General features: G+C 38.1%; 16 protein-coding genes. 13 read left to right on the top strand and 3 right to left on the bottom strand.

Features of this window, described 5'->3' with window-relative positions; translation table 11 throughout:
- Positions 1 to 126: 126 nt before the first annotated feature.
- The 7 genes from N0M92_RS20390 (at position 127) to N0M92_RS20360 (ending at position 10,542) form a co-directional block, all read left to right on the top strand.
- A complete protein-coding gene (locus tag N0M92_RS20390; RefSeq protein WP_260287545.1) occupies positions 127 to 1,272 on the top strand; it encodes a histidine kinase N-terminal domain-containing protein in 1,146 nt (381 codons plus the stop codon).
- A 642-nt stretch (positions 1,273 to 1,914) separates the two neighbouring features.
- Positions 1,915 to 3,336, top strand: a complete 1,422-nt coding sequence (locus tag N0M92_RS20385; protein WP_397443889.1) for an APC family permease — start codon at positions 1,915 to 1,917, stop codon at positions 3,334 to 3,336.
- A 282-nt stretch (positions 3,337 to 3,618) separates the two neighbouring features.
- Entirely contained in the window at positions 3,619 to 4,371 is a 753-nt protein-coding gene (locus N0M92_RS20380) for a hypothetical protein (protein ID WP_260287544.1), read from the top strand.
- 273 nt (positions 4,372 to 4,644) lie between these two features.
- Positions 4,645 to 5,640, top strand: a complete 996-nt coding sequence (locus N0M92_RS20375) for a cation diffusion facilitator family transporter (protein WP_260287543.1) — start codon at positions 4,645 to 4,647, stop codon at positions 5,638 to 5,640.
- A 174-nt stretch (positions 5,641 to 5,814) separates the two neighbouring features.
- Positions 5,815 to 6,558 (top strand): Cof-type HAD-IIB family hydrolase, encoded by a 744-nt coding sequence (locus N0M92_RS20370; RefSeq protein ID WP_311202584.1) that lies wholly within the window; start codon positions 5,815 to 5,817, stop codon positions 6,556 to 6,558.
- A 171-nt stretch (positions 6,559 to 6,729) separates the two neighbouring features.
- Positions 6,730 to 7,728: an NAD(P)H-dependent flavin oxidoreductase gene (locus N0M92_RS20365; RefSeq protein ID WP_260287542.1), complete on the top strand. Its 999-nt coding sequence runs from the start codon at positions 6,730 to 6,732 to the stop codon at positions 7,726 to 7,728.
- Positions 7,729 to 8,148: 420 nt separating this feature from the next.
- Positions 8,149 to 10,542, top strand: coding sequence for a YhgE/Pip domain-containing protein (locus N0M92_RS20360; protein WP_260287541.1), 2,394 nt, complete (start codon positions 8,149 to 8,151; stop codon positions 10,540 to 10,542).
- A 203-nt stretch (positions 10,543 to 10,745) separates the two neighbouring features.
- Here N0M92_RS20360 and N0M92_RS20355 read toward each other — a convergent pair whose 3' ends face one another.
- From N0M92_RS20355 to N0M92_RS20345, 3 genes are all read right to left on the bottom strand, one after another.
- Positions 10,746 to 11,345 carry an exonuclease domain-containing protein gene (locus N0M92_RS20355; protein ID WP_192204980.1) on the bottom strand — a complete coding sequence of 200 codons (600 nt, stop codon included), beginning with the start codon at positions 11,343 to 11,345 and terminating at the stop codon, positions 10,746 to 10,748.
- A gap of 214 nt (positions 11,346 to 11,559) precedes the next feature.
- On the bottom strand, positions 11,560 to 12,441 hold the full coding sequence (locus tag N0M92_RS20350) for a helix-turn-helix domain-containing protein (protein ID WP_260287540.1): 882 nt from the start codon (positions 12,439 to 12,441) through the stop codon (positions 11,560 to 11,562).
- 270 nt (positions 12,442 to 12,711) lie between these two features.
- Positions 12,712 to 13,338 carry a CAP domain-containing protein gene (locus N0M92_RS20345; protein ID WP_260287539.1) on the bottom strand — a complete coding sequence of 209 codons (627 nt, stop codon included), beginning with the start codon at positions 13,336 to 13,338 and terminating at the stop codon, positions 12,712 to 12,714.
- A gap of 321 nt (positions 13,339 to 13,659) precedes the next feature.
- Between N0M92_RS20345 and N0M92_RS20340 the strand changes: the two genes are divergently transcribed.
- The 6 genes from N0M92_RS20340 (at position 13,660) to N0M92_RS20315 (ending at position 20,466) form a co-directional block, all read left to right on the top strand.
- The gene (locus N0M92_RS20340; protein ID WP_260287538.1) at positions 13,660 to 14,892 is read left to right on the top strand and encodes an NAD(P)/FAD-dependent oxidoreductase; all 1,233 of its coding nucleotides are present in this window, start codon (positions 13,660 to 13,662) and stop codon (positions 14,890 to 14,892) included.
- 65 nt (positions 14,893 to 14,957) lie between these two features.
- On the top strand, positions 14,958 to 15,536 hold the full coding sequence (locus N0M92_RS20335; RefSeq protein WP_260287537.1) for a GNAT family N-acetyltransferase: 579 nt from the start codon (positions 14,958 to 14,960) through the stop codon (positions 15,534 to 15,536).
- 173 nt (positions 15,537 to 15,709) lie between these two features.
- Positions 15,710 to 16,144, top strand: a complete 435-nt coding sequence (locus N0M92_RS20330; RefSeq protein ID WP_192204975.1) for a DMT family transporter — start codon at positions 15,710 to 15,712, stop codon at positions 16,142 to 16,144.
- Positions 16,145 to 16,839: 695 nt separating this feature from the next.
- Entirely contained in the window at positions 16,840 to 18,474 is a 1,635-nt protein-coding gene (locus N0M92_RS20325) for a peptide ABC transporter substrate-binding protein (protein ID WP_260287536.1), read from the top strand.
- Positions 18,475 to 18,607: 133 nt separating this feature from the next.
- Complete coding sequence (locus N0M92_RS20320; RefSeq protein ID WP_141994689.1) at positions 18,608 to 19,537, top strand: ABC transporter permease; 930 nt, start codon at positions 18,608 to 18,610, stop codon at positions 19,535 to 19,537.
- Positions 19,537 to 20,466 (top strand): ABC transporter permease, encoded by a 930-nt coding sequence (locus tag N0M92_RS20315; protein ID WP_260287535.1) that lies wholly within the window; start codon positions 19,537 to 19,539, stop codon positions 20,464 to 20,466. Before N0M92_RS20320 ends, N0M92_RS20315 begins: the two co-directional genes overlap by 1 nt.
- Positions 20,467 to 20,479: the final 13 nt, after the last annotated feature.

Raw genomic sequence — 20,479 nt, 5'->3', positions numbered from 1 at the left:
TCTCCATATAAGCTATATTTCACCTTAAAGACTATGAATATGAAGTGCAGGTAATCAAAATCTCATATAGAATGATGTTATTGATAGAGTATCTAAAATTCCGTAAGGGGATGTGTGGTCAATAGTATGGAGTTTTCATCTGAACATAAGAAGTATAAAAATGTATTGATTCAATATTTGGAAGAAAAAGAATCTGTGTTTTTAAATGAATGGAACGAGACTATTAAGATCAATGAAATTGACCCCTACAAAGATAAGATTAAAGAAAATGGTTATGGGATGTACTCATTGGTCATCCAAACGTTCAAGGATGTATTGTCTGAAGATATGCTGATAAAATTGGCTTACCAGGTTGCAAAAGAGCGACTTGAAGCAAATATCAACATTGGGGATTTTCTATATAATATCAACTTGGGGAGAAATATCATAATCAGAAATCTTTTTGGGGTCAATATCCCAATTAATTATATGCAGAAATTCATTAATGATATCAACTTGCACTTTGATACGTTCAGCTACCATGCAGTAACGAGATATACGAATCTTACAAATGAAGTGATAGAGGAGAAAAAGTCTTATATTAGTGAAAACCACAAAGATAAATTAGCGGTACTGGGTCAGATATCATCAAGCTTTGTACATGAATTCCGAAACCCTCTTACAGCTATCATGGGGTTCAATAAATTACTGAAAAGGGAGAACCCGGGCTTGAAATATTTAGATATCATTGATTATGAGTTAAATCAGTTGAATTTCAGGATAACCCAATTCCTCCATACCTCTAAATCAGATTTTAATGAGGAACAAAGAGAGGAAATTTCCGTGTTGAAGTTAATTGAAGAAATTCAAGAACTGACTTATGCAAATATTGTGGATGCCAGTGTTAATGTTGAAATAGATATTTATCCAAACTTCGTCATGACAGCGAGCAAGGATGGATTAAAACAAGTGTTCTTGAATCTTTTTATAAATTCCATTGACGCCTTAAAGGATAAGGAACATCCAAGAATTTTGAGGATAACCTCTTTAATTGAGGCGAATGAAAGGATAATTAGAATTTCAAATAATGGACCGGCCATTGACAATGAATTGATCGAATCTATTTTTGAGCCCTTTGTCACAACGAAAGAGTTAGGAACGGGAATTGGATTATACGTCTGTAAAAAGATCATTGAAAGCAATGATGGATACATGAATTGTGTCTCAAATGAAAGTTTAACTACATTCAGTATCCATTTCCCCGCAGTTAAGAACGAATTTATAAGGGTTTAATACATATCATATAGTGACATTACACAGAGCATTATATACTTAACGATATTTTTCGAGGCTGTACATAGATCTTTGATTAATAGCGGAAGGTCTGCCGGTATTAATCAAAATCATTCTGAGCGAAAATAAATCTATTTGGAAGATGCCAAGAAATAATAATTTGGATTTTGGCATCTTTTTTTCCTGTTATTTTTCAGGGGAAATGTGTGTCGAAATTTTAAAATAAAATAATAAAATTGTCATTTTGAATCGATTGTGGATCAAAAAGGATTAATAATTAATATATGAATCATAAATTAGGTTAACGATTCAATAATGAATCATTTTAAATTTATAATAGCGTTAAACCCCCATAAAATAACTATCCTTTTCTTGGCATGGATATTGCTATTATTTATATTATTACAAATTCTTAGTAAGAGAGGATGTTTTTATTTGGGAAAATAGTCAGATATAGATGAATTTGGTGGATTCAGATACATAACCAATTATTCCTTAATGTCAGCACTTTATAATACAGAAATGTCCATAAGTTCTTTACATATCAACCAAATGTTTTTTTATTATTATTTCTATCATTATTTCTTTGAAAAAGGTTCTCAAGTTTTTGTTTTGATCTACAGTCTTTCAAGAAAGGGATGGATTACCATTAAAGAAACTAAGAGTCTAAATAAAGTTCTTTCTAAGGTAGATATATTATTTTTGGCATTCGGGGCCATGATTGGTTGGGGTTGGGTAGTATTATCAGGTACATGGATTGATTCAGCAGGTACACTTGGTGCGATGATTGCATTTTTAATAGGTGGGGTATTGGTCACTTTTGTAGGTCTGACCTATGCAGAATTAGCTTCAGCTATGCCTGCTGCTGGAGGTGCTCTATCTTATGTATTAAGAGGCGTCGGGCCAAAAGCTGCATTTGTAGCATCATGGGCACTCGCATTAGGTTATATATCTGTGGTTGCTTTTGAAGCGGTTGCTTTGCCAACTGTCATTGAATATGTATTTCCTAATTATAAGGTAGGATTCATGTATTCTATTACTGGATATGATGTGTATTTAACATGGGTGCTTGTTGGGGTAATAGGTTCCATTTTAGTTACACTGATTAATTATTTTGGTGTGAAATCGGCAGCCATTCTCCAAATGGTTTTAACCATTGTAATAGGTCTCATTGGTTTGATGTTAATCTTTGGAGCCGGATTCACTAGTGATTTTGGAGATGCGAAACCACTATTTTTGGATGGCACAGTAGGAATCATAACTGTACTGATCATGACTCCGTTCATGTTTGTGGGCTTTGATGTAATACCTCAAACAGCTGAAGAAATGAATGTTGAGCCGAAATTAATTGGGAAAATTCTTATATTTTCAGTAAGCCTTGCCGTTATCTGGTATATTGCCATTATATACGCGGTAGGAGTATCTTTAGATGAAAATATAATAACAACTTCTGTATTACCAACGGCAGATGCAATGGCCAAAGTCTATGGATCGAGCATTTTTGCAACCATCTTGATAATAGGTGGTGTTGCAGGTATTTTGACGAGCTGGAATGCATTTATCATTGGCGGCAGCCGAGTTCTCTATTCAATGGCGGAAAAAAAGATGATTCCAGCTTGGTTTGGTAAATTACATCCGAAAACAAATACGCCTACAAATGCTGTATTGTTTATAGGTGCTTTATCCATGATTAGTCCATTATTAGGGAGACCTATGTTAGTTTGGCTGGTGGATGCTGGCGGACTGGCTATTGTATTGGCATATTTATTCGTTGCAATTGCATTTGTTCAATTGAGAAAAAATGCTCCTGAGATGGCAAGGCCTTTCCGTGCTGGAAAATCAAATATCGTGGGCTGGATCGCATTGGTTCTTAGCATAGGATTTATTGCCTTATACTTACCAGGTATGCCAGCGGCTTTAATTTGGCCTTATGAATGGCTGATTTTTGCAGGCTGGTGGGCTATTGGTTTTCTCCTCATGTTTAAAATGAGAAAAAATTATAGTTCTGGCGAAATGAAGTACAACGCAGACCAGTTGCCAATGGATGAGGTGAAAGAAGGGTAAAAGGAATGAATGAATCTGAGTCATTTTGCGAAACATATGCTACAAAGATTTATTATTATTGTTATTAAAGGGCTGCTCTTAGTGAGCAGCTTTTTTGCTAGGTCTAAAGGATGGTAATTATTTCGCAGAAAAACTCGTGGGAAATTTGTATATAAACGGTTTTCTATTACTCTCATGTCTGGCTGATTTTTAGTGCAGACTGTGATTATGATACTCATTCATTTGCAACTTTGAAATCCTTTGCTAGAATATAATCTATAGAAAAGATTAGGAGTGGTGACTGTGGCTGAAACTTCAGCTGAAGATTTGATTCATTATATTGCACCAAAAGGAGAGTATATCCCTTTTTTAGATGATACGGACTATATCGCAAAAGGATTGGAATGGAAATTATTCACTGCTCGTTCGGTAAAAAGAGAATTATTATATAAAAGCGGCAGTTTTCAAGCTAAAGTCAAATTGGCAGGTTATGAACAATATGGAAATGGCCTTGACACTGTAGTTGTTGAATTTGCAAATGGTAAGCTTAGTTGCATTCACCCTTCCTATTTAAAGGAAATGCAAAGCAACAGTTTCGGAAAAGAATTGTTGAGTGGGCCGGTTTCAGAAACATCCGCAGATTCAAGTGAAACTGAGCAGGTGATGGAAGCACCAATTACGGAAAACTCCGATCAGATAAGTGCAGAACCCAAAAAAGCAAAAACCAAAACTAAAAAGACGGCTGCAAAACCTAAATTGGACTTACCTGGGGAAAAAGTGCACTTCACCGCAACAGTCAAGGAGTTTACGGCGAAAATGAACCATTTCACTGGTGAAGAAGATGAAGTCATACTTTTGGAGAATGTCAAAGTGACAACGGAGCCTGCATTGACTATCGGCGATGCTTGGTGTGGATATAGCAAGACATTAAAAAAAGCTGAGCTAGAAGAAGGGGACGCAATCGAATTTGATGGAAAAGTGGTCGACAAAAAATACAATAAAGAAATACGATATAAAGTCAATAATCCATCTAAGTTAGTGAAACAAGAGATGTAAGCTTAACGCAGAAGTTCTTGCGAAAGGGAGTAAGCCGCCGCTTACTCCCTTTTTTGTTGCTTTAATCAGTTTTCAATAGAAATGAATGCATTCATGTGAACTTATTAGAATAGATGGGTCCGTTCCTGGAATATATTCGTTTTTGGGAGTTACAACTTATGGCCATTACCAATCGTATAGATAAGGGTTTGGCTTATGTGGTTTCATATTTTCCAGTGTTGGGGATAATACATTATGATAATGGATTTATAATAATATAAGGGGGGTTTTTATGTGAAAGAGTTATTTCGGTTATTAAAACAAGGTAATAAATCGGCATTCATTGCTGCCTGTGTGAATAGTATCATCGCTGTGCTAAAGGGGATCGCTTATTTCATGACAGGCAATGTAGCCATGTTTGCTGAAACTTTACATACTTTGGGCGATGCTGCGAATCAGTTTTTCGTATTTATTGGATCTGCACTAAGTAAAAAGTCACCAACTGATCGATTCCCTGATGGTTTTGGACGCTTGGTTAACCTCGTATTATTAGGGGCGGTGTTGGTTGTCGGGATCATGTCTTATGAAACGATTAAAGAAGGGTTCCATCACATTTTGCACCCTGTAGAATCAACGGGTATCCTTATTAACTTGTCTGTCCTTTCGTTAGCGGTTGTGTTGGAATCATATGTATTATTTAAAGCGATGAAAGAAGTGGTGCATGAGACTGGAATCGAAGCTAAAGGAGCAGCCGTCATATTTAAGAGCTTCGCTGGTTTAAAAAGAGCAAAACCGGCGACGAAATTAGTATTCATGGAAGATATGGTAGCAACCGGTGGTGGGGTACTAGCGATAATTGCCATTTTATTAGCAAACTTCACGCCCTTCATCCAAGCTGAAGGCGTTGCTTCCGTCATGATCGGTCTCGGGATGTTCTATGTGGTTGGTAGGGTATTTCTTGATAATGCTGCAGGTGCTCTTGGGGAAGCCGATATTGAGATGCGACAAAAAATTGGAACGATGGTCATGGATGACCCAGACGTAAGGGATATACAGAAACTTGCCGTAATAAAAGAAGGGGAAGACTTTCATGTTGAACTTGAAGTTGAACTTGATCCCCATATTTCAATCGCCCAAGCGGATGACATTAAAGATCGGTTGTTTAATGAGATATTCAAGGAAAGAGGAGTAACGGATGTCATTATAGAATTTGATGAAAATGATGGTATCCCAAAATGGGAAGGCCAGCTAAAAAAAGAATTGAATGAAATGAAAAAAGAAAGGGAGTAGAGGATGTTTAGAATGGCAGAATATAAAGTGGCCGGATAAAGATATTTGGATGATTATAAAAATCATGAAACGAATGGAATGCCTGTTCAAATATTCACGTACTTTCCTAACGAATGCATTATAAGCTATCATGGACTTAGTTACATAAAGAAGGATTTGGGAGGGTGAATAAGAATGAAGGAACAAGATATTAAACTGGTTGCACTTGATATGGATGGAACGCTTCTCAATAAGGATGGGGAGATATCAAAAGAAAATCGGAGAGCGATAAAAGAAGCAGAAAATCAAGGGATTTTTGTTGTATTGAGCACAGGGAGATCCTACGCGACATGCAGTGATTTTGCAAAGTCGATGGAACTCCAATCATACCTCATTACCGTAAACGGAAGCGAAATATACGATAATCAAGGAAAACTGGTGGAAAGGAATATCGTCGATAGTGAGTCCATACAATGGATGTGGGAATTAAGCCAAAAACACGGTACACATTTTTGGGCGATTAGTTGCGATAATATATACAGGGCTGAAATGCCTGAAAAAATCCATGATTCTCAATGGCTTAAATTCGGTTTTGATACAACTGATGATGACATCCGCCAAATCATCATGGATGAACTGGTATCAAAAGGAAACTTTGAAATAAGCAATTCCAGCCCAACGAATATCGAAGTGAATGCCATGGGCGTTAATAAAGCGAAAGCGATCAAGCTCGTATGTTCATTGCTCGATATTACGATGGATAATGTTATGGCTGTAGGTGACAGCCTTAACGACCTTGCAATGATTTCTGATGCAAAAGTGGGTGTGGCTATGGGAAACGCCCAAGAAATTGTGAAAGAAAAGGCAGATTGGGTTACAGCAACAAACGATGAAGATGGTGTGGCCAAGGCCATTCGTAAATGGGCGCTTTCAAATTGAATTGAAACTGTATATGGAAAGTATTCCATATACAGTTTTTTTATTGAGATGGCGTTTCATGACAAGTTAACTCAGCAGCTGAATTAATTTCTTGAAAATTGTGTATATTAGAAGTATGATAATCTTGTAGTGTTATATTTTGGTAATATACTAAAATGGGGGGTTTCATAGATGACAAGAAGTTTGCCTGAACAGTGGTGGAATCAATTATCTTTACCAGTTATCTCAGCACCTATGTTTTTAATATCCGGTCCTGAGTTAGTGAAAGAATGCTGCTTGAATGGGGTGATCGGCTCATTTCCAGCACCGAATGCGCGGCCGATTGAGGTGTTGGATCAATGGATGAGTGATATAAACGATACATTGATTGCAGCAAAGGATAAAGTACCTGGCTCAAAGATTGCTCCATGGGCAATGAATATGGTTGTCCACCGTACATATAGCCGTCTTGAAGAAGAGTTGGAATTGGTCAAAAAGCATCAGCCTCCCATCGTCATTACATCATTAGGTTCACCAAAACATGTGGTGGATGTCGTACATAGCTATGGCGGGTTGGTCTTTTCGGATGTCAGCTCCGTGGATTTTGCAAAAAAAGCTGCGGAGTCAGGTGTGGACGGATTGATCTTGGTTGCTGCGGGAGCCGGTGGTCATGCTGGTGAAATAAATAGCTTTGCTTTCGTGGACAGCGTAAGAACATTCTGGGACGGAATCATTTTACTTGCTGGATCCATCAGTACTGGCCACAGTATCTTGGCAGCTCAGGCTGCAGGAGCGGATCTTGCATATATGGGTACTCGTTTTATCGTGGCGAAAGAGAGCAGGGCCAATGATGATTATCGTGAAATGCTTGTAGATTCTGATCATGATGACATCATCTTGACTGATGCATTTTCAGGAGTTAATTGTAATATGCTGAAACCGAGCATCAGAAAGGAAGGATTGGACCCAGAACAATTAGCCAAAAAAGAAAAAGTCGATTTTGACAGCATGTCCAAATCATCTGAATCTAAAGCGTGGCGTGATATTTGGTCAGCGGGTCATGGTGTGGGGGCGATTAAAAAAATAGATACCGCCGCAGGCATCATAAAACAATTAGAAAAAGAATATCAGCAATCCTTAGAGAAACTGAACGGACAGGCGGAAAAATTAAAAGGCATTATTTCAAAATGATTTGTAAGCGTTTCATTTAATTATGTTTATATACCTTATTAAAAGGGTATCCAAAATGGATGCCCTTTTTTGCCATGAAAAATAGAGGGGATTTTATCAGCCGATGCTAAGGTCTTAATCAGTTAAGAGGCAATTTAAACAGGATATAAAGTTATAAATAGTAGATATAGGATGTAAGACTGTGAAAAAATATTGATAAAAGAATGGAAAAATGTTATATTATTTTCGTGATAATGACCGAATGAACAATATAGTCATTAGTTATTGTTTGCGTGAAGTAAATATATATTAAAGATTAAGATAGTGAATTTTAAATATATATTGCAGAAGCAAATGAGTTAAATATGTATTTTTCAATCCGTTTTTCACCGAGATAGATAAATAAACGGCATATTCGTCGTAGAGGAGGGCTTGGTAGGCGTGTTAAAATCTTTAAAGGGTGAATTTTTAGCCATAATAAAACATCCTATGATACTCATTTCCATAATAGGGATCATACTGATTCCCTTATTATACAGCGGCACTTTCCTGTGGGCATTTTGGGATCCATATGGGAAGGTGGACCAATTGCCTGTTGCCATTGTCAACATGGATGAGGGTGCGGAGTTCAATGAATCGGAACTTACAATAGGAAAAGATTTAGTCAAGGAGTTAAAGGAAAAGAAGGATTTCGATTGGCATTTTGTCAGTCAAAAAGAAGCAAATGAAGGCCTGAAAAAACAAGATTATTACATGAAAATAGAAATCCCGAAGAACTTCTCCAAAAATGCAACGACCTTACAGGAGGACAATCCGGAAAAACTTGATTTAATTTATACGTCCAATGAAGGGTTCAACTATATTTCCACAAAAATAGGTGACGCAGCTTCGGAGAGAATTAAAGGGGAGGTTTCGTCAGCCGTTACGAAAACCTATGCGGAGTCAATGTTCGATAATTTGAACGAAATGGCTGACGGACTCAAAAATGCCAGTGATGGAGCTGGAGAATTGAAAGATGGAACAGATACAGTGAAGAACGGATCAAATGAACTTGGTGAAGGAATTAACTCTGCTAAAGAAGGTTCCAAAAAAGTCGATGAAGGAATTGATTCCCTTCATTCTGGTTCTGTCGAAATCCATAAAAACCTGGAAAAATTAGCTGAAAAATCATTGACCTTTTCGAATGGGGTCGGTTCGGCAGCTGCAGGATCAAAAGAACTCAATCAAGGGTTACAACAGTTTAGCTCTGGTGTTGGACAAATGAAAGATGGGCAATCCGAGCTTTTGAAAGGAGCCAAGAAATCTGAAGCGGGTACTGGTGAATTGGCCTCTGGCCTGCAACAGTCTTTAGAGGGCTTCAATCAAATCGAAGAAAAGCTGCCCGCTTTGACAGAGGGAGCAAATGGTGTAGCTGCTGGAGCTTCCCAACTTTCAGGTTCATTATCTGAATGGAGTGCAGCATCGAACGAAGCAAAAGCTGGGGCATCTGAAGTTTCAGCAGGTTTGGATGAGGTTATTTCCGGATTGAAACAACAATCTGAAGCTACGGATGATCCTGCAGAGAAAGCGCGTTTGGAGGGAGTGATCACTTCTCTAACCCGGATCAGTGAAGGTAGTAAAGGAGTATCTGAAGGAGTAGGTAAACTATCGGCAAGTGCAACTGAAATTGCTAAGGGCTCAAATAGTCTTAGTGCTGGAGCTAATCAGTTAGGTGAAGGCACAAGTGCAATAAGCGGCGGTTTCACTCAATTGAAGCAAGCTCAGGATAAACTCGCCAATGGGGCGAATGAACTGAAAAATGGTCAAGGTCAATTGGTATCTGGCTTGACAACATTTGGTGATAGTATAGATTCTGCACAAAGTGGGCTTGGACAGTTAACCGAAGGCAGCAATAACTTGGTAAGCGGGCTTGATCAGCTTGAAGATGGCTCCAAGCAATTATCAACTGGAACCTCACAGCTTTCCGAAGGTTCGAAAGGTCTGGTTACAGGAACGGATAAGTTGAAGGAAGGTTCATCAAGCCTTACTAGCGGAATGGGAGAACTGGCGAATGGAGCCATTAAGTTACAAGATGGAATCGCCAAACTTTCAGATGGATCTGCAGAATTACATGACGAATTAAGTGATGGGGCAGACGAAGCAGGCAAGATAAAGTCCAATGATGAAGTATATGACATGTTTGCAAGCCCAGTTAAAGTGGATAAATTACCAATTAATGATGTCCCGAACTATGGCACTAGTTTTGCACCATATTTAATTTCATTAAGTTTATTTATCGGGGCTATCGTTCTGACGATCATTTTCCCGTTAAAAGATCCTGCTGTAAAACCCGCGAGTGGATTTAGCTGGTTTATTAGTAAATACAGTGTCATGGCTCTCATAGGAATCTGTCAAGCCATAATGGTGGACTCGATTTTAATTTTAGGTCTTGGAATCAATGTTACGAGCCTGCCGCTATTTTTTGCAGTAAGCATTCTTGCTAGCTGTACATTCATGGCAATCATTCAGTTCCTGGGTTCGGCCTTTGACAATCCTGGCCGGTTCATAGCATTATTGATCTTGATTCTTCAACTGACCAGCAGTGGCGGAACATTCCCGAATGAATTAGTTCCTGGCTTCCTGCAAGGATTCACACCGTTCTTACCGATGACATATTCTATTAATGCTTTCCGTGCAGTCATCTCAACAGGAGATTATAGCTTCATGTGGCATAATCTTGGCATATTGTCCATATTCCTCGTTGTGGCATTAATATTATCACTTCTTTACTTTATTTATCGGTATAAGAAATTGAACGGCGCATTAAATGAAAAACAGGAAGAAGCAACTGTATAATGATCAAAAAAACAGCGACCCGTCATGGGTCGCTGTTTTTTGATAAATATCAGGTAATAAGTGAAATGCAGGGAAATAAAAGTGCCCCTATAATAACACCCATCGTAAAGAAATGCATTCCTGTTCTCGTGGAATGGGCAATTTGCAATAAAAACATTTTTTTGTTTGGTGTAGCCTGTACAATGAAGTAATTATGCAATCAGCTATACCCTTGTCTTTTGAGAAGCAGGTGCATATTTCTTCATTGGATTTTTTGCAATAACTTCCTTTAAATAAGGATGGCCAGAAGGTCCTGGTTTTCTCATGAGTTCCATTAGGTAAGATATATCGTCCATAGCCCTGTGTGTTTGGAAATTTGTGATATTATGTGCCTGCAATAATGTTAAGAGTTTACCATTCTCAAATCCGTATTGCTTCCAAGGTACATTCCGCATCGTACAGAACCATTTCTGATCATTGATTTCCGGATACATTTGGTAAAGAAAACTTCTATCGAAAGAAGCATTATGTGCGAAAATCGAATCGGTACGGGAAATGAAGGATTTAACTTTTTCATCATGAAAACTTTTTCCTTCTACGGAACTGTACGGAATTCCATGAATTCTATACGCTTGATCATAATTCCTTCTTGCTCCATAGGAGAGGGGCTCCCTTAAAAATGATTCCTGATCAATAAGATTAATAATTTCCCCTGTTTCACTGCTGTATGTAAAGAGTATAAGAGCAAGCTCGATAATTTCATCTGAAGAGGGACGTAAACCAGTTGTTTCTACGTCAAGCACTAAACCTAATCTATTAGACATTTTTTTTCCTCCAGTTGGGTTACATTCTTTTATTATAGCTGAAATAGGATAGCTATTGAAAGTGTAATGAATGTTTTAAAGTAGCATTTTTAACTTGAAAAAGATCAATCATTCCTGCAAATTGGTAGAGTAAGTGAGGACGAATAATGCTAAAAAAAAAGATAGAGTATTGCTTTTTTCAAAGCAATCTCTATCTTTTTTTATCCATAGAAGTTCATAAGCATTGCAAAATGCTTTCCATTTCATGTTCGGCAATTCGTATGAATTCTTCGTTTTTTTGAAGACTGAAAAGGTTCTTGGATTGTTCTATATAGTGCAGTCCTTTTTCAGGTTGTTGAAGATGAACAAGATTCTTACCAGTTAAAAGATGGAGTTCCGCATATAAATATAATGATTCAATCGAATTACAAATGTTGATCCCTTTAAGGGTATAATTTAATGATTCCTGATAATAATGAAGTTCAGTCAATGTTTGTGCCAATCCATGAATGATCTTCAAGATAATGGTGCCTTCCTGATTCACATGGGGAATATTTTCGATAAACTCCAGTGCTTCATTGAAGATGTTGATGGCCTCTTCATAATTCTTCGTTTTAAAATGGATAATTCCGATACTATTTAAAACTTCTATCTCCTGTTGATGAAGAATGACCCGTTTACCCATGGTAATCTGAATGGCCTCATTCAATAATTCTATAGCCCTTTGTTTGTCATTGTACAGATAAAAAAAAGAGATACCTTCATGCCATTTCAAGAATTGATAAAACGATATCGATTTTTCCGGTGCAGTTGCCATTTCTTTTTGGACGATTTCATAAATTGCTTCATAATTACGTGTGCGTTTGTATTTGTTAATCAAAAGTTTAATGGTTTCTATGTAATTATAAATCGGTTCATTTTTGGTGGTGAAGAAATACGGCAGGTCAACTTTAAGTTTAACCGCAAAAAGTGCCAATTCATCAATGGTTGGAGAAGTGATGCTTCTTTCATAATCTGACAGGGCATTAGGTTCACATATATCCTTAGCCAGTTCTTCTCTTGTAAGATTTTGTTTTATTCGTAATTCGTTGATAACAGAGCCAACCTCTATTTTCATTACAATTGCCCCTTTGTACCTATGTCTGAATTCTATTTTAACATAATTTTATTTTTATAAGTACGATAATTGAAAGATAGTATGATATAACTACTTTACATATGTTCTGGAATGACATTTTTTTGAAGTGAAAACTGCAAGACTTCTTTTCTAAATAAAGTGAAAGGTTCCCGTATATTTTGCTAGTTTCTAATAAAGGATAATAGCAAGCTTTAGATTTGGAAAATAAGGATAAAAAAAGGAGGCGGCAATCTGCCGCCTCCAACGTTTTTAATTTCCAATGAATTGCTGGGTCCAATAGTGGGTGTATTTCCCTCCTGTCACATGCCCAATACCAATATGTGTATAGTTCTTGTTCAGAATATTGGCCTTATGTCCAGGGCTGTTCATCCATGATTTCATGACAGCATCCGCACTAGGTTGACCTGCTGCTATATTTTCCCCTGCGTACTTGTAGCTGATCCCAAAGGATTTCATCATTTCGAAAGGCGATCCATAACTGGGGCTTGTATGATTGAAATAATTACTATCTCGCATATCCTCGGATTTCAGAATTGCTACGTGAGAAATGGATGTATCCATTTTAAGGGAAGGGAGGCCCCGTTTTGACCGTTCTTCGTTCACTAAACTAAGGACCTGCTGTTCAACTGATTGACTTTCTTCGCGATTAACTGTGGTGTTGGTAGCGGGAAGATTTATGATTTGTCCGATTCGAATTTGGTTTGCATCGTTTATAGCAGAGTTCGTTTTAAGTAATTCGTCAATGCTGACATCATATTCAGTAGCGATTTTCGTTAAGGTATCTCCTTTTGCCACCTCGTAAGTATTGGCTCCCAGAGCAACTTTTGGAGCTAATAGGGATAGCGACAGTGCTGATAAAAGGATGATTTTCTTCATTTTGATTCCTCCTAGTAGAATATCTGGATTGGAAGTATAGTATGCTATAAAAATAGTTTTGTGTAAAATTAGCTCATTAACATTCCTTACTGGAATGGGAAAAAGGTATCGAATGGGAAGCTGATGTTAAGGGTCCATATAACCCGGAAGTGTGTTAAGAGTAACCAAAATCATAGGGCTTTTTGATAAATTGGAAGAATTATTTCATGTAGAAAAAGAATCATTTTACGTTTGCAGGCCATGTTTGTTAGGGTAAATAATAATAGCTAAAAACGATATAGTTATATGGAACTAATAAATTATCTTAAGGGTGGAGCTTGTATGGATTTAAAGGCAGGGAAAATGTTTTGGAAAGATACATTTGAAGCTAGAAAATATCCAATTTTGGAAGAGGATCTTTCATGTGATGTTTGTATAGTAGGGAGTGGTTCATCGGGGGCGCACTGTGCCTATTTTTTGGCAGAGACGGGTCTGAATGTCGTCCTTATCGATAAACGGGATATAAGTGAAGGAAGTACGCTTGCGAATACTGGACTTTTACAGTATTCAAATGATAAAACATTAACTTCCCTCATCCATAGTTTTGGAGAAGAAGCGGGGACACGACATGTTCAGCTTTGTTTGGACGCCATTCGGACCCTTGAGAAAGAGGTTGTTCCAAGTTTAAAGGAAAATCCGGATTTTAAAATTAGAAAAAGCTTGTACTATGCATCCAATCCAGAGGATGTTTCCAAGGTTAAAGAAGAATATAGTAATCTTAAATCCCGTAATTTTCCTGTTGAATATTATACTAAAAAAGAACTTGGCCGAAAATTTTCGTTTTCAAAAGAAGGAGCGCTGGTTACAGGTAATGATGCCGAAATCAATCCTTATAAACATGCACATTTATTGATTGAAAAGGCATTTTCGAAAGGCGTACGTGTCTATTCAAAAACGAAAATCAATGGGAAGATATTAAAAGAGAATCAAACCCAGTTATTTACCGAAACCGGACACACGATACATGCACAGGCGGTCATCTTCGCAACTGGGTATGAAGCCCAAGAAGAAGTGAAGGATAAAAATGCAGTGATCCTCAGTTCATATGCCATCACAACAAATCAAATAGCCGATCAAGCTAAATGGGATGATAATATGATGATCTGGGAAACGGCACGGCCTTATTTATATGCAAGAAAAACTCTTGACAACCGAATTATCATTGGTGGTCTTGACGAATCTATCGATTATCTGGAGAAGAGGGATTCAATGATTTTGAACAAAAGAGATAAATTATTGAAGCAGCTTATCAATTTGTTTCCAGAATTAGAGAATCGGGTCAGGGCTGATTATTATTGGGGAGCTTTTTTTGGTGAGACCCATGATGGTTTACCGACAATAGGAATATATCCTAACCATCCTAATTGTTATTTCTTATTAGGTTATGGCGGTAATGGGACGGTTTATAGTGTCATCCTCTCACAAATCATCAGGGATTTGATTACAAAGGGAGGGCATGAGGACTCGGCATTGTATGTTAAGGAAAGGAATTTTTCAAAAAGTATTGTCCACTAAGACAGGTATCTCTTCTTCAAGAATAGAATAAAGTAGACAGCTGAATATACCGGGGGGATACTTCGATGTGGTTAAAGGAATTGGAAACAGAAAGGCTGCGTTTAATCGAAATAGGTCACCATCATGCTGAAAGTCTGTTTGAAATTCTCTCTAAAGATGAAGTGACCAAATATGATGGAATAGAAAGTTTAATCCGAGTTGAAGATGCCCGCCGCTTAATCGACTCGTTTAAAAGTGCTTATATAAACAAACGTGGGCTGCGGTGGGGAGTCATTTTAAAGGATTCAGGCAAATTCATCGGAACTGTTGGCCTGAACCAATTGAGCCTTGCGAACAAACGGGCCGAAATAGGATATGAAATCCATCCCGAATATTGGAGGAATCAGTTTACGTCTGAAGCCGTCAACGAAGTATTGGGTTATTGCTTTGAAGAATTGGGCCTAAAAAGAATTGCGGCATTAACTTTCAAGGATAATATTGCATCCAGAAACCTATTGAAGAAATTTGGATTTAAAGAGGAAGGCACCCTTCGAAGTTATTTATTTCTTCGGGATCAATCCCATGATGCACTGGTATTTTCCTTGTTAAGCTCAGAGTTTTTCCAGTTAAGACAACAAATTATTCAGGAATCAAATAGATTATAGTTTAGTATTAGAACATTGCAGCTGGCCAATAAGGCCAGTTTTTATTTGTGGGATTTCTCTCCCATTAGGATCAATTTATATCACTAAAGGACAATATACATATTTTTCATGTTAAAATTAGAATAAGGATTCATTAATCAGTCCGGATGGACATAAAAAGGAGCAAAATCATTGTGAAGATATTATTTCCGTTGCTTGCGGTCCTAGGCGGAATCACCATTGCCATACAAGGTCAAATCAATGGTGGGCTAGGGAAAAAAGTGGGAGTCATTGAAGCCTCTTTCATATCTTTTGGAATCGGGACACTCGCTTTATTATTTATTGTTTTGTTCGCGGGAAATGGAAACATATCTGCCATCGCGTCTGTTCCAAAATGGCAATTGATAGGCGGACTCTTAGGGGCTATTTATGTCATTGTGATGGTATTGGTCGTCCCTCAGATTGGAGTGGCACCAGCATTGGCAGGGGTAATCGCAGGGCAGATACTGATTGGGGCAGTCATTGACCATTTCGGTTTATTTGGAGGCGTACGGATCCCATTGGATGTGAAAAAGGTGACAGGCATTTGTTTGCTTTTCGTGTCATTATATTTATTTAATCATAAATGAAGAAGGGGCATTATCATTGGATTTGACGCGTACTTATAGGTGAGGAACTGAAGGAATATCTCTATTCCCACATAGTTATTATCCATTATTTGGGGTATGGTTGAAAAGACCTGAATATTATATGGAGAAAAAATGTTATTCTGATAAAGTTTAATGTTTGTTAGTAAATGGTTTGCTAGGAACGTGGCCTTAGCAACCGACCCGGCTCAAATTATTAGAATATTTAGAAAAAAACTGACGGGCGAACTTATATGAATACTGGTATAAATGTGTTTGAAAAAACAACTGCAAGTCGGCAGTCTTTTTACTTATCATTCCTATTTACCTAGTATCTAGATCGAATTGATTAGCAAATAAATACTATCTTGTGAAAAAGTACTCATCGGTTTATTGATTTTTTGATTTATTCGTAATATACTTAAAATTCAACATCTTTAATTCGAGGTATAGTACCCTTAGCGAGGTTGAAAAGAGGCTGATTTTTTCACTAGTAAACTGCATTAATGCTTTTTTAGGGAGAAATATGCATTTATGCAAACGGTTCGCTAGTTGTTTTTGGTGGATTCCTGTCATGAATGGTTCTAACTTTCCTCGCTGACATTATTATGTACTATACGGAAGATTAATAGGTGCTAGAAGGATAATCTCTTAAATGGGAATATTCTAAGAAAGAATAAAGATAGGGGGAATATTTTTTGAAAAAGTCTAAATTTTCAGTGCTTGCTCTTCTTATGGCCATCATGCTAATGCTTGCGGCATGCAACGGCGGTTCGAAGGAAACTTCGAATGAAAAGGAAGGCGGCTCGGGTGACTCATCCGGATCAAAAGTATTAAACGTAAACAACTCAAGTGAACCTGGTTCGCTTCACCCTGCCAATGCGCAAGGTACTCATGAATCATGGATCCTTGAACATACGTTTGAGGGACTGACGAAGAAAACGGAAGAGGGCAAAATCGTACCTGGTTCTGCGGAATCATGGGAAATCAGTGAAGATGGATTAACTTGGACATTCAAATTGAAAGATGGTTTGAAATGGTCAAATGGAGATCCGCTTACAGCGACTGACTTCGAATATGCTTGGAAATACGCTTTGAAACCGGAAACAGCTGCTGATTATGCCTACCAACTTTATTATCTTAAAGGCGGGGAAGCATACAACAGTAAGAAAGGGAAGGAAGAGGACGTAGGAGTTAAAGCGACAGACGAACATACGTTAGTGGTCACTTTGGAACAGCCTACACCATACTTCCTTGACTTGACTTCTTTCTATACTTTCTATCCAATCAATAAAAAGGTGCAGGAAGAAAACCCAAAATGGGCTTTGGATGCAAAGACACACGTTTCGAACGGTCCGTTCAAATTAACGGAATGGAAACATAAAGAAAGCCTGAAAATCGAAAAGAATGAAAATTACTACGATAAAGATAAAATCAAATTGGATGCGGTTAACTTTGCTCTAATTGAAGATGAAAATACAGCATGGCAAATGTATCAGAGTGGTGAATTGGATATTGCTTATCCACTGCCAGTGGACGTGCAAGGTCAATTGGTTAACTCTGGCGACAAAGAATTCAAAAACGGCGCAGAACTTGCTGTTTACTATTACAACTTCAATACGAAAGTAAAACCTTTCAACAATGCGAAGGTCAGGAAAGCGCTTTCGATGGCTATCGAACGTAAAAAAATTACCGAAAATGTTGCTCAAGGCGGTCAAAAGCCTGCATTTGGTGTAATCCCTCCGGGAATTCCTGACGCAACTGGTGATTTCCAGGAAAATACAGGCGACCTATTTAAGGAAAACGTAGCTGAAGCAAAGAAATTGTTAAAAGAAGGTCTTGCTGAAGAAGGCATGAAAGAATTACCTGAGTTTTCAATTTTGTATAACACATTAGATTCCCATAAGAAAATTGCTGAAGCCGTTCAAGGGATGTGGCGTGATAACCTAGGTGTTGAAGTGACACTTGAAAATGCAGAATTCCAAGTTAAGCTAGATCGTGAAAAAGCCGGCGACTTTGAAATTTCCCGTGCAGGATGGGTTGGTGACTATGTTGACCCGATGACCTTCATGCTTTGGGAAACTGACGGAGCATATAATGATGCAGGTTGGTCCAACAAAGAATATGATAGTTTATTAAAAAAGGCAAAATCTACAATGGAACCAAAAGAGCGTATGGCTGCTTTACATAAAGCAGAGGAAGTTCTGATTGAAGAAATGCCGATCCTTCCGGTTTACTTCTATACAAAACCATATATGGTTAAATCGAATGTTACTGGAGTCTATGCTCCGATTAACGCTTATCCGAACTTTATTTACGCGGATAAAAAGTAAGAGAGTGATAAAAGTGAAATGGGAGGTATGTCCGATTAAGGACATACCCCATTTTTCAATTGCGAATTTGAATATTTCATGAATTCATTTCCGTTTTCAACTCCTTAGAAAATCGATGATTGGGGTGATTACCATGTTGAGATATACATTAAATCGTTTTAAATGGGCGATTATTACTTTGTGGGCAGTTATTACATTAACGTTCATCATAATGCATACGATTCCGGGAAATCCATTTGCGAAAGAAGGAGCTATGCCTCCTGCTGTTTATGAAAACCTTCAAGTCCACTATGGATTGGACAAGCCGTTGTTGACCCAATATGGGAATTATTTATTGGAAGTCGTTCAATTTGATTTTGGTCCTTCATTGAAATCCTCATCCATTTCTGTGAATGATTACATTTTGAAGGGATTTCCAGTGTCCTTGCACTTAGGGGCACAGGCATTGGTGATTGCCATCTTCTTTGGGCTAATTTTGGGTGTAGTGGCTTCACTGAAAAGAAATAAATGGCCCGACTATTTATCAATGGTCATTGCCATCGTAGGAATCTCAGTTCCTAACTTTATCCTGGCGACTATTTTAATCAATTATTTCGCGATAAAGTGGAATATATTCCCTGTAGCTACATGGGCGACATGGCAGCATACCATTTTACCTTCCATTGCCCTTTCGATGATGCCGCTTGCTTTCATCGCGAGATTGATGCGGACAAGCATGCTTGAAGTAATGGGGCAGGATTACATTTTGACAGCTAAGGCCAAAGGATTGAAACGGAGCGGCGTCATAATCAAACATGCGATTCGGAATGCATTATTGCCGATTATAACGATTCTGGGCATCCTTACGGCTAATATCGTGACAGGAAGCTTCATCATTGAACGTATTTTTGGTATTCCGGGCATGGGAGATATGTTCGTAAAGGGAATATCCAACAGAGACTACCCGGTCATTCTTGGTTCCACAATTGTGTATAGTGCGGTGCTTATCCTATTGATATTCATTGTTGATATAGCCTATACGTTGATTGATCCTAGAATTAAAGTGACGGGGGAGAAGAAATAATGGCAGATAAAGTGCATTTAACCGAAGATATGTTCCAACCCGCAGAAGACAACTTTAAGGAAGCTGAAAAAATAGCCAGACCTACAGTTTCATATTGGTCTGACGTCTGGCGTCGGTTTAAAGAAAATAAGCTGGCGATGACGGGACTTGTTCTTATAGTCCTCTTAGTCTTGATGGCGATTTTTGGTCCGTATATTAACGGATATACCTATTATGGTCAAGATTTCGAGAAAAAGAATCTTAGCCCAAATAGCGAGCATTGGTTTGGAACGGATTCATCAGGTAGGGATCTATTTACGCGAGCTTGGTATGGTGCGAGGATATCCTTGTTCATTGGATTGATGGCAGCGCTGATCGACTTTTTAATTGGTGTCCTATATGGCGGGATTTCAGCCATTCGCGGTGGGCGCACAGATAATATCATGATGCGGTTTGCCGAGGTGATCTATGCGATCCCATACTTATTGATGGTTATCTTAATGATGGTCGTATTAAAACCTGGTATTCTGCCGATCATCATTGCGATGTCGATTACGGGGTGGATTCCGATGGCTCGACTTGTACGCGGACAGGTATTACAACTTAAAGAGAATGAATATATCCATGCTGCAACAATCTCTGGAGCCAACACGAGCTGGACTTTAAGAAAACATATGATTCCAAATACAATGGGACCGATCCTTGTCAATTTAACGTTGACTGTACCTACTGCTATTTTTGCCGAAGCTACACTTAGCTTTTTGGGATTGGGAGTGCCAGCACCTCAGGCAAGCTGGGGAACATTGACAAGTGATGCCCTGGGAAGCATTCTGGTAGGAAATTTCTATCAACTTTTAATTCCTGCAATATTGATTTCCTTAACCATGTTCGCGTTCAATGTGGCTGGTGACGGATTGCAGGATGCCCTGGATCCAAAACTTCGGAAATAAATGAGTCCTAACA

The organism is Peribacillus aracenensis (assembly GCF_025175645.1).
In the GTDB taxonomy this organism is placed as follows: Bacteria; Bacillota; Bacilli; order Bacillales; family DSM-1321; genus Peribacillus; species Peribacillus aracenensis.
The sequence above is the reverse complement of the archived record's forward strand: the minus strand, read 5'-3'. Positions and strand labels throughout refer to the sequence as shown.